Origin of the sequence: uncultured Algoriphagus sp. (genome assembly GCF_963974365.1) — a bacterium.
GTDB lineage: Bacteria > Bacteroidota > Bacteroidia > Cytophagales > Cyclobacteriaceae > Algoriphagus.
On sequence record NZ_CAXBBX010000028.1, the window covers coordinates 17,509 to 28,347 of the forward strand.

The window sequence follows — 10,839 nt, forward strand, 5'->3', positions numbered from 1 at the left end:
TCCTGAATACATCAACAATCAATAATTAAACATACCTGCTATATGAAAATCAATAAGATAAATAAGCTTTTGTGGGTGGTAGTGCTGATGCTTTGTCAGTCCTGTTCGGAATTTTTGGACAGCAAGCCCAATAAGAATCTGGTGATCCTAAACTCACTGGATGATTACCAACAACTCCTGGACGCTGAGGGCAGTGGGATGAACAACTACCTGAATCTGGGTCTGATCAGTTCTGACGATGTCTATTTTGGTGAAAGCCTGCTATCAAGGCTGAGTTTCAGCCAGCAGGCCTATTACCTGTGGGAGCAGGAAACCTATATGCCAGATGCCTGGGACGCAGGTTTTGCCGGAGCCTATGAAAAGGTACTGTATGCCAATGTGGTACTGGATGGGTTGAAAAGTTTCAGTCCAGCCAATGATCTGGAAAGAGCCAGAATGTCGGAGTTGGAAGCTTCCGCTCGCTTTTTTAGGGCATTGGGGCATTTTGAGGTACTGATGCATTTCAGTGAGCCTTTTGATCCGGATCGGGATGATCAATTAGGGGTTCCCATCCGGCTGACCTCAGACATTAATGTGAAAGTCGGAAGGTCCACCATGAAGGAATCCTTTTCCCAGATCATTGTTGATCTGGAGTCCGGAGTGGAGCGGTTGCCTACTAAAGCAGAAATCCCCACTCGCCCTTCAAGATGGGCGGCTCTGGCAATGCTGGGACGGGTTTATCTGACTATGCAAGATTATGCCCAAGCTTTTGACTATAGTAAAGAGGCCTTGGAAATGGGTGATGAACTGATGGATTTCAAGGGATTGAATTCGGATTTGCCTTATTCATTTGAGGTGTTTAATCCGGAAGTGATCTTTTACCAAAGACATTTAAGCAGCCGATTTACCACTAATGGAGAGAGTTTTGTAAATCCTGATCTGGTAGATTTATACGATAGTTCGGATTTAAGGAGGGAGTATTTTTTACTTCCCTCCAGTTCCGAAGGCCTGTATAATTTCAGAGGCAATTACACAGGGGATTTTTATCACTTTGGTGGAATTGCTGTGGATGAGGTACTACTGAACCTGGCTGAATCTGCGGCAAGAACAGGAAAAGAAGTAGAAGCCAATGCCGCTTTGGGGTACCTGTTGGAAAATCGGATGGATGAAAATTTCCAATTGCCGGGTGATTTGACAGGAGAGGTATTATTGAGTAAGATTCTGACTGAGAGAAGAAAAGAATTGCTGTTTCGCGGGATTCGATGGATGGACCTAAAAAGATTAAATCAGGAGCCTGAATTAGCTGAGAGGTTGGAAAGGAAGTTTAATGAGAGTAATCCTATACTTGCTCCGGGAGATTCCAGGTATACCTTCCTGATTCCACCTGCTGAGATCAACCTGAATCCCATGCCACAGAATAACCGCTGAAATGGGTAATAAGTGAGGGGTGATGGGATTTGTTTCTAAAGAAACTGGGGTTCCTTGGATGGGAACCCCAGTTAAGATTAATCAAATTATGGCGTGGCCAAAGGCAGTGAGCCATTTTTGATGAATTCGCCTTCTTCCACTTCATTGCTCAAGAAATTTGAGTCCATGTGGGAACAAGTTTCATCCACCTCTTCATCACACTGATAGGTAGTCGGTCCCGGAGTGATATCCGTGAGGTCGTACCAGACTTCGGTTCCTGAAGCAGGATCCTCAGCATAGCGCTCTGTTGGATTATTTGCAAAATTCATGGCCATAGCCAATGTTGCTCCGAGCACTAACCCTAGGGCTGGAAGCATTTTTTTAATTGATTTCATAATCGTGTGGTTAAAGAGGGGTTTCCCCCTCGGTTAAACATTACTTGTACTGTACCTCTGATCTGGAATCCCTTCCTAGGATTTCTTCCTTCTTGAGGAATCCACCCAAGAACTCCAATTCAGCGGTTGAACCATCCGGGTTGTCCCGGTTTGGGAGCCGGTTCGGATCCCTGCACCGCCGAGTGTTGACGGGCATCTCAACTCCCTGTCATTTGAGATGGACGGTGCAACTATTATAAGCAGGTCACTGCATAGTTTCAGTCATGCTATTTTTTGGGTGGGGATCTGACCTATGTTCCTGCCCATTTATATCCCTTTATTTATTTAATAACTAATGTTAGCTTACTTACTAAATAATATTAGTTAACTTTATGGAATAGAGGCATATTGCCACTTGATTAAAGCTTAACACCTAGTAGAGCCTAAGGCATAGCCTTAGGCTTTGTTTTTGAATCTACCCTGAGGCCCAATACCGTGAGCCCGATCAAAAACAGGTTAAGTATAAAATGCGCTGACCATCCCAATGACTCAATGATCCCTGCGCAATTGCAGGGAACTCTTGGGAAAGCTCCCACCCAGATCAGCCCTACATAAGTAGTGAAGACAGTGAGGAGGAGGAGACTTGAGAGGTATCCCCACCATCTAGTGACCGAAAAGAGCAGGAGCAGGGCAATCAGCAATTCTGAAAGCGGCACAGCGGAAGCTAAGACAGCTGCCAGTTCAGCAGGAAAGGTCTGGTTGTGAAATGCCTTCCAATTATCCTCCCATCGGAGTAGCTTATCCAAACCAGTATACACGAATACAATAATGAGTATAAGGCTACTCAGCTGTAAGCTTAATGCATTCAACTCAATCGGTTTGGGAGTCAGTTTTTTACTATAATGGCCCATTTCTTCCAGTAATAATCTTCAATAAAGAGGTCTAATTCCTCTGTAAATAAATGTACTGCTAGAATTGCGATCGGGCCTCCGACGCATGTCGGAAATGTGAATTCAAGACCAAAATTCCGACATGTGTCGGAATTTTCAGCTAAATATTTAATTCTTATACCCAAATATTTGGTTGGAAATACCTTGATAATTAGATTAATAGGGCAAGTTTAATAGAGTTGTGTTGTAAAACTAGTTTGTAAGTTTTTTAATTAGAGTAAATTTTTTGTTTGATTAAGTGTGTGTAGCCATGGATAGAAAGTATAGGAAACTCTTGATTGATGATATCCAACAACTGATGGATTTACCTGAAGATGCTATAGGTATGGTATTTTCTAAGCTTGAATTTAAGCGTGTAAAAAGGGGTAAAGTGTTGAAAAATATGGGTGAGGTTGATAGGGTGAGCAGGTACCTATGTGAGGGGTTCATAGGGGCTTATAGATATACTAATGACAAACATTCCCTATCTGTCATATACCGTCCCACAGACACTGTCTTTGATGAACGATCCTTTCGTTCTGGACTTCCTAGCGATACTATACTGAAATGTATTTCCGATGTGATTTACTATGAGTTTAGTCTGGATTCAGAACGGAATGTCTTGGGCAGGAGCCCGGAGCTTGTTTCACTGGCTCACAAGCTAAGCTTACGGATCAATGAGCGAAATATTAAAGTACTTGAGCTAGGTAAAATGACGCTAGTAGAAGGATATGAAGAATTAGTGAGGTCTTTTCCTGGATTGGAACCAGTAATCACCAATAACGATTTAGCTGGTTTTTTCCGTGTCAGCCAGAGAACAGTGGAACGTTTTAAACATAACCTTAAAAGCACAAATCGATGAATAGCTTAGATTTTCCTGTCTCTATCCATAAGAATTCACCTAGGCTGGATAGGCAGATTTTGCGTTGGGCGGAGACATGGCTGAAGAATTCTGATGGTGATTCAGATTTGGAGATTCTAAAACGTTGTTCTGTTCAGAAACTAAATTGGTTCACCTGCTACCTTTTTCCGCAACTGGAGAATTCACGGTTGTACCCAATAGGTGAACTGTTTTTTTGTCTATTTATTCTAGATGATTTATTGGACTTAATGGAAATAGAAGAGGCAGAAAATTTTTTATCTGAAATGTCAACAGATAAGTTGGAATTGAACAGTTCGCTATTGTCCAGTTTTGGACTTCCTGTGGATACCTGTTATCTCCAGGTTTTAGAATGTTTCCCTGAGAAGGTCTGGAAAGAGGAATTTAGAAATATTTGGAATAACTACATCAAGGGCCTTCAGTGGGAAAGTAACAACAGAAAAGAAAACAGGACACCGACTTTGGATGAATACCAAACTATGAGACCGCACAGTTCTGGGGCTTATATAGCGATTCATATGTTGAATAATGCTGCATTTGATAGAACTGATGAGTCGAAGGGACTTATAATTGATGTTGCCAGGTATATCTGCCTATCAAATGATCTAGTTTCAAGTGCAAAGGAAAGTGCAATAGGAGATATACATAATGAAGTGCTACTTCTTTCAATCGAGCATGGGTTTGAGGTTGCCGAAAAAATAGTGAAAGGGGAGATTTCCTATCTGCAGAAGAAAATCAAAAATAGAGGATTGTTATTACGTCAGACTTCTGAGGAATGTAAAGCCTGGGTGGATAATCTATTTCTACTTGTGGGAGGATGTCTTTTTTGGTCATGGGAAAGTGACCGTTACTCGGAATCTATTGAACAAGCTAATAGATGATACTATAAAAAATAGCGTAAATGGCTACTAATAAATAATTGTCTGATTTGTCCAGGTAAGTGAATATTTAATAAACATACACTAAGACTAGAGATGAAAATATAAATCGTTGGAATGTGCAGGATTTAAATCTGGGCACTTCTATCACTGGTATAAAAAGTAGATGCTGATTGATTGAGAGCATGATGTGTCTGGGAATTAAACAAGGAGGATATGAAAGCATTTGTAGAAACGCTTTTTATGGAGATGGAGGAGTCACTGAAGCGTGTAACAAAGGAGACATTCAATGAGCTACAGAAGGCCGAAAGATGTGGCAGGGCAGTCAATGCCATTCTAGTTAGACTCAGGGAATTTATGTTGAATTATGAATTCAGGGATTTAGAGGAAGAGATTAGCTTCTTCAAGCATTACAAGCCCATGTTTCTTATGGAATTGATTTACTTTTCTGAGCTAATCTACCTGGAAGCAAATAAGCCTATTGGAAAGAAGGAGCAGGTAAAGAACTATTACCATCATGTGATGGATAAGTTCCAAGAGTTTTTTGCCAGAAATCACCAGCTATATATCTACCATCAGTTGGAAAGGAGCGATCTGGATGAACAATTATTTTTGAAAGATTCAAAGCCGGTTTCCTTACTTCCTGATTATTCCTTTGATTTTGACCCTGCTTTTTCCACGTTCAACAGCAGCAAACTTGCCAAGATAATGGCCTATGAAAATCTTACGGAATACATCAAGCAACAATTGATCAAATTGGAAATGGGAATAGACTCCAGAAGTTCGGAGAAATCCAATAATGAATGGACAGACTCCAAGTCAGCACTGATAGAATTGGCTTATGCCCTACACTCCAGAGGATCAGTAAACCACGGCAAGAGTGATGTGAAAATGATTATTTCAATTATGGAGTCCCTTTTCAATGTAAAAGTCGGCAACTTTTACCGCACATTTCAAAGCATGCGCGACAGGAAGAAGGGCAGGACGATTTTCCTGGATAGCCTTAAAGACAGCTTGGTAAAAAGAATGGATGATACCGATATGGGATATTAAAAGGATAAGCTATGTTTTGGCAAGATGTATTTATAGTATCGGTAGGTATTTGTCTTTTGGGAGGAGGCTTTGGGTTACGCGTATGGGTTAAGCGTAAGAGATTTTACCGACGCGGTCCCGGGGGGTTGCAGCATTTTTCCAGGTATAGCAAAGCAGTCTTAATTTCTATGGGTGAGGGCTTCCTGATGTTTGTGAGTGTTCCCGTGATGATCCTGGGAATGCTGATTTTATTTTTATGGAGCATTTACCTGATTGACAGGGGAAAGTATAAAATTAAAGACTCTGATAAAACAGAAAAAAGTCAAGCAGACCCAAAAGCCCACTTCCTTGTTCCGGCGGAAAAGGGCTTTAGTGAAAAGCAGATCTGCCCCATACAAACCGATTCATTTCCTGTGTCCATGAATCGATTTGTATAAGGCTGATTTGATCATTCGAATGATGCTTAGGCTGACCGTATTTTTTGAGCAGTTTGAATGCTCAGGTTCCCTGGTAAAAATTGACAATATTAATTTCCACAAACATAAAAGCGTGACCATTTAACGGATACCATTTCTCTTTTTTCTGGAGGAACGTTGATTTCGGCTTGTTACTTTTTCTTGCTTACTATGAGCAATTTCAGAATGCCTTGAATGGAGGATATTTTCTTTAGGTGTCTTTAATTCTGAATCATTTTTTTCACAGATTCCTTTGATAAGTTCTTCTGTAAAATCATCGTCTCGCCCAAATGAGGTTAAAGGGTTTGCATCTGGGTCTATTCTTTTATCCCTGTTTAGTTTATCCGTTTCTTCCCGTTTCATACACTGATTGGTTTTAAAGTTTAAGTCAACCTTGATTTGTTAAGGCTTTTAGTTTGGAGTTTAGGGTAGTAAGTCCCGCTTTTTCCAGGCTATCGGAGATAATGGTATTCAGTTCTTCTTCTGATTCTTTTGAGATGTGAATAGGGTTTTTTCCGGATTCAGATTTTTGTTCCATTCCACGAGTGATTACTTCAGTTAGCAACAACACGGTTCTGCGTGGGATTTTCAGATCGATCTTTACCGTGTCATGCATACCTGGAACGGCAAGTAATGTTTCGTAGATAGTTTCAAGTGGTGAGATAGCCATGGCTTCATTGGTTTTGAGTTAGAAATTATACTATCCTAAATCTACTGTCTATCAATGACATGAGCCTATTTAGAGATTGATCAGGATAGACATATGTTAGGAACACTTTTTATTATTGTATCACCCCAATACGAGGATTCGGATATGGATTTTAGATTTCTGTGAATGCTTCAAATGCTTTTAAAAGGATAACGAGATTTCCTGTGTCCTGTGAAATCGGCAAGATGTACGGTTGTATCACAACCGGATCTTGAAACCCCTAACTCCGAAGTCGTGGGGTTTGAATTTGTAAGGTTGTTGAACTGTGAAAATGAACTGCGATGAAGGAAGAACACAAGAGAAACAAATGGCTGCATGTTAGGCTGACACTTCAGGAATATGAGAAAATCCAAACGGAATTTGGGCAAACAGTTCAGGAAAGCCTAAGTGATTATGCCAGGAAATTACTGCTTAAAAAGCCTGTAATCGGTAGGTATAAAGACACAGGAATGCAGGAACTTTTGGCCGAGTTAACAGCGCTGAGAAGAGACTTGCATGGGATTGCTACCAACTATAATCAGTTGGTAAAAAAGATAAATTCATCTGCTGGAAATGAGCTAAAAGTTCATCTTTCTGAGGGACAGAATTTAAAACAGGAGATTGAAGATTCACTGAAATCGGTTACCCTTTTTATCAATCAAACGGCAGCGAAATGGTTGCAATCATAAAGACCAGCGCTTCTTTGAGACGACCATTCCACTACAATGAAAATAAGGTAGAGCAAGGAGTGGCTGAATTACTTTTGACTCAAAACTATCCGGTTGAGGAAGCGGCCCAGTCTGCAGATATTCGTCTGAAATATATGCTTAAACTGACTGAATTAAACTCCAGAACTTCAGTGAATACAGTCCATATTTCATTGAACTTTGCTCCGGGAGAGGACTTTGAAACCAAAAAATTACAAGATATAGCCAAAGAATACATGCGCGGGATTGGCTTTGAAAACCAACCCTATCTGGTGTATAAACACACCGATGCTGGGCACCCTCATCTGCATATCGTGACGACGAATATTGGGTTGGATGGTAAGCGGATTGCTCTGCATAATATCGGAAAACTCAAGTCTGAACCAAGCCGAAAGGCAATTGAAAAGCGGTTTGGATTAGTGCCAGCTGAGTCCCAAAAGAAAGGGCTATTTATAGCAAAGCCTGTTTCGATTTCCAGACTGAACTATGGCAAATCTGAGACTAAACGAACTATTGGAAATGTGTTGCAACATGTGTTAAAAAACTATAGCTACACTTCCTTGACTGAGCTAAATGCGATATTGAAAGGCTATCGAATAGTGGCTGACCGTGGAACTGAAGAATCACGAATTTTTAAAAATAGAGGACTGGTTTACCGGGTTTTGGATGGTGAAGGGGATAAGGTTGGAGTACCAATAAAGGCAAGCAGTTTTCACTTTCGAGCTACACTGAATGCGATTGAATCCAAGTTTGAGACTAATGCTTTGGAACGCAAGAAACATATCAAATCAATTCGATCAGCAATTGATCTAACTGTTTTGAAGATGCCTAAAGGTAGTTTGGATGAGGTAATAAAAAGCATGGAGAAGCAGGGAATTGTCACGGTCAAACGGGAGAATCAAGAGGGTCGATTGTATGGGATCACTTTTGTGGACCATCGAACCAAATGTGTGTTTAATGGAAGTGCATTAGGTAAGAAATACAGTGCGAATGGATTGTTGGATCGAATAGGAAATAATCAGAAAAATGACACGGTCACTCCCAAATCATACATCAAATCACCAAGTCAAGCGCAGGAAAACCCAAGAGATCAGAGACTAATTCTACCGGTTACTGATAAGGAAACCAGAAGTTCCAATAGCTCTTCAAGAGGTATGTTGGACACAGTAATAACTCCAGAGGAGACGTATAGTTATCTGCCATTTGAATGGAGAAAGAAGAAGCGTAAGAAAAGAAAGCAAGTAAAATAATAGGGATAAACTAAGAGGGGATGGGGATGCAAACCGGAGAAAATGAACAGGGATTACGCAAGATTTTGGATATGACTCGCCTAATGGGGGTTGGGGTTTTGGGACTGCATTTTTATTACTACTGCTATGCTACTTTTAGAGAATGGGGGCTGGTTTCAGATCTGACTGATGAAGTTTTAGAGAACATTTTTAATACGGGTCTCTTTGAGGATTTTTACACCTCCAAGCTTATTGCGGTTGCCATGCTGGCCATCTCTCTTTTGGGAATCAAGGGTAGGAAGAAGGAAAAGATGAATGCCAAAAGAGCATTGGTCTATGGAGTTTTGGGCCTTGGATTTTATTTAGGCAGTTACGTCTTGATGCTTTGGGAAGCGCCAATAGAATGGATTTCGATTGTCTATATGACAATTACCTCCTTAGGTTTTTTGCTTATACTTTCGGGTGGAACAAAGCTCTCGAGAATTATTCATGAACAGCTCAGTACTGATGTTTTCAATACTGAAAATGAAACCTTTCCACAGGAGGAGCGGCTGCTAGAGAATGAATTCTCTGTCAATTTACCTGCAAAATATAACCTAAAAGGAAAGGTTAGAGACAGCTGGATCAATATCATCAATCCTTTTCGTGGACTGATGGTATTGGGAACTCCAGGTTCGGGAAAGAGCTATTTTGTCATCCGTCATGTGATCACCCAGCACATCAAAAAAGGCTTTTCCATGTTTGTGTATGACTTCAAATTCGATGATCTGTCATCCATTGTTTACAATACCTGGCTTAAAAATAAGGCTAGTTATAATGTAGTTCCAGCATTCTATGTTATCAATTTTGATGATCTTACACGGAGCCATCGCTGCAACCCATTGGCACCGGAGACCATGTTGGATATTACTGATGCAGCAGAATCAGCCCGGACGATATTGATGGGTTTGAACAGGGAATGGATCAAAAAGCAAGGAGACTTTTTTGTGGAATCACCGATCAATTTCCTGACTGCTATCATCTGGTTTTTGAGAAAATACAACGGTGGAGAATTCTGTACATTACCTCATGTGATTGAGTTGATGCAGGCTGATTACGATGAGTTGTTTACGGTGTTACGGGCCGAAAAAGACATCGACGTGCTGATCAATCCTTTTGTAAATGCCTACCTGAATGATGTGATGGAGCAGTTGGAGGGACAAATCGCTTCAGCAAAAATATCCATGGCCAGACTATCTTCTTCCCAGCTGTATTATGTGCTTTCAGGAAATGATTTTACGCTGGATATCAATAACCCAGAAGAGCCAAAGCTGGTCTGCATGGGAAACAATCCTCAGAAAATCCAGATCTATGGAGCTGTACTTTCACTGTATGTAAACCGTCTGGTGAAGCTGGTAAACCAAAAGGGAAAGCTAAAAAGTAGTCTGATTTTCGATGAGTTTCCGACGATCTATTTGAACGGCATGGACAGTCTGATTGCTACGGCAAGGAGTAATAAAGTTGCTACTACTTTGGGAGTTCAGGATCTTAGTCAGCTTAGAAAAGACTATGGACGAGAGCTTGCTGATGTGATTATGGGTATAGTTGGAAATATCATTTCAGGGCAGGTGAATGGGGATTCTGCCAAACAGTTATCAGATAGGATAGGGAAGATCATGCAGGACAGGCAGAGCCTTTCCATAAACAGTGCAGATACTTCTGTCAGTCGATCAAAACAGTTGGAGTCTGCTGTTCCACCTTCTACCATATCCTCTCTTTCATCGGGTGAATTTGTAGGGATGATAGCAGATAATCCAGATTGTAAACTGATTCTAAAAGCATTTCATTCCGAGATCATCAATGATCATCTGGCACTGAAAAAAGAGCAGGAAAACTATCAGCCTATCCCTGAAATACGAAAGCTGGACAATAGTATCGTGCAGCGAAATTACCTTCAAATCAAGCAGGATGTGCAGGATATAATTCAGGCTGAAATGGGAAGGTTATTGAATGATCCAGGGCAGATGCATTTGGTAATAAAAAAAGAGGGATAGTTAAAAGATATCCCTCAAATAATTTATTTGGGATTAGTTATTCCTGTTCAGGACACTGATCACCAATTTTTTAACGGTCTCCATTTCCTCGGGTTTACTTGAAGCAATGAATAAGGTTAAGCTGGCCAGTGCATCATTGCTGATGATAGAGGTCCCCTTCTCATTATGCAACAGATCGTTTGACTGCAAAAAGGGTAGTATCCCATTAAGTGTGTAAGTGTAGAAAAGTTATTCTATAATTTTTCGGC

General features: G+C 40.7%; 12 protein-coding genes. 8 read left to right on the forward strand and 4 right to left on the reverse strand.

The features are described 5' to 3' along the window. Positions 1–42 precede the first annotated feature (42 nt). Positions 43–1,407, forward strand: coding sequence for a RagB/SusD family nutrient uptake outer membrane protein (locus AACZ87_RS22845; RefSeq protein WP_339870405.1), 1,365 nt, complete (start codon positions 43–45; stop codon positions 1,405–1,407). A gap of 86 nt (positions 1,408–1,493) precedes the next feature. Here AACZ87_RS22845 and AACZ87_RS22850 read toward each other — a convergent pair whose 3' ends face one another. Beyond that, entirely contained in the window at positions 1,494–1,781 is a 288-nt protein-coding gene (locus AACZ87_RS22850) for a DUF6520 family protein (RefSeq protein ID WP_339870406.1), read from the reverse strand. A gap of 422 nt (positions 1,782–2,203) precedes the next feature. Then, positions 2,204–2,671 (reverse strand): MauE/DoxX family redox-associated membrane protein, encoded by a 468-nt coding sequence (locus AACZ87_RS22855; RefSeq protein ID WP_339870407.1) that lies wholly within the window; start codon positions 2,669–2,671, stop codon positions 2,204–2,206. Positions 2,672–2,960: 289 nt separating this feature from the next. Between AACZ87_RS22855 and AACZ87_RS22860 the strand changes: the two genes are divergently transcribed. The 4 genes from AACZ87_RS22860 (at position 2,961) to AACZ87_RS22875 (ending at position 5,916) form a co-directional block, all read left to right on the forward strand. After that, positions 2,961–3,551, forward strand: coding sequence for a hypothetical protein (locus AACZ87_RS22860; protein WP_339870408.1), 591 nt, complete (start codon positions 2,961–2,963; stop codon positions 3,549–3,551). Beyond that, a complete protein-coding gene (locus AACZ87_RS22865) occupies positions 3,548–4,450 on the forward strand; it encodes a terpene synthase family protein (protein WP_339870409.1) in 903 nt (300 codons plus the stop codon). The genes AACZ87_RS22860 and AACZ87_RS22865 overlap by 4 nt, the downstream gene beginning before the upstream one ends. 213 nt (positions 4,451–4,663) lie before the next feature. Next, on the forward strand, positions 4,664–5,500 hold the full coding sequence (locus AACZ87_RS22870) for an RteC domain-containing protein (RefSeq protein ID WP_339870410.1): 837 nt from the start codon (positions 4,664–4,666) through the stop codon (positions 5,498–5,500). Positions 5,501–5,511: 11 nt separating this feature from the next. Then, on the forward strand, positions 5,512–5,916 hold the full coding sequence (locus tag AACZ87_RS22875) for a hypothetical protein (protein ID WP_339870411.1): 405 nt from the start codon (positions 5,512–5,514) through the stop codon (positions 5,914–5,916). Between the two features lie 120 nt (positions 5,917–6,036). On the opposite strand, the gene AACZ87_RS22880 is transcribed toward AACZ87_RS22875, so the two are convergent. Together AACZ87_RS22880 and AACZ87_RS22885 are read right to left on the reverse strand one after the other, a co-directional pair. Then, the gene (locus AACZ87_RS22880; protein ID WP_339870412.1) at positions 6,037–6,297 is read right to left on the reverse strand and encodes a hypothetical protein; all 261 of its coding nucleotides are present in this window, start codon (positions 6,295–6,297) and stop codon (positions 6,037–6,039) included. Between the two features lie 25 nt (positions 6,298–6,322). Beyond that, on the reverse strand, positions 6,323–6,604 hold the full coding sequence (locus tag AACZ87_RS22885; protein ID WP_339870413.1) for a hypothetical protein: 282 nt from the start codon (positions 6,602–6,604) through the stop codon (positions 6,323–6,325). A 320-nt stretch (positions 6,605–6,924) separates the two neighbouring features. Here AACZ87_RS22885 and mobC (AACZ87_RS22890) point away from each other — a divergent pair, with 320 nt between their 5' ends. Genes mobC (AACZ87_RS22890) through mobC (AACZ87_RS22900) form a run of 3 tightly spaced genes read left to right on the forward strand, consistent with a single transcriptional unit; the run spans position 6,925 to position 10,591 of the window. After that, positions 6,925–7,311 carry a plasmid mobilization relaxosome protein MobC gene (gene mobC, locus AACZ87_RS22890; RefSeq protein WP_339870414.1) on the forward strand — a complete coding sequence of 129 codons (387 nt, stop codon included), beginning with the start codon at positions 6,925–6,927 and terminating at the stop codon, positions 7,309–7,311. Beyond that, positions 7,296–8,579 carry a relaxase/mobilization nuclease domain-containing protein gene (locus AACZ87_RS22895; RefSeq protein WP_339870415.1) on the forward strand — a complete coding sequence of 428 codons (1,284 nt, stop codon included), beginning with the start codon at positions 7,296–7,298 and terminating at the stop codon, positions 8,577–8,579. Before mobC (AACZ87_RS22890) ends, AACZ87_RS22895 begins: the two co-directional genes overlap by 16 nt. A 20-nt stretch (positions 8,580–8,599) precedes the next feature. Beyond that, positions 8,600–10,591, forward strand: coding sequence for a conjugal transfer protein MobC (gene mobC, locus AACZ87_RS22900; protein ID WP_339870416.1), 1,992 nt, complete (start codon positions 8,600–8,602; stop codon positions 10,589–10,591). Positions 10,592–10,839: the final 248 nt, after the last annotated feature.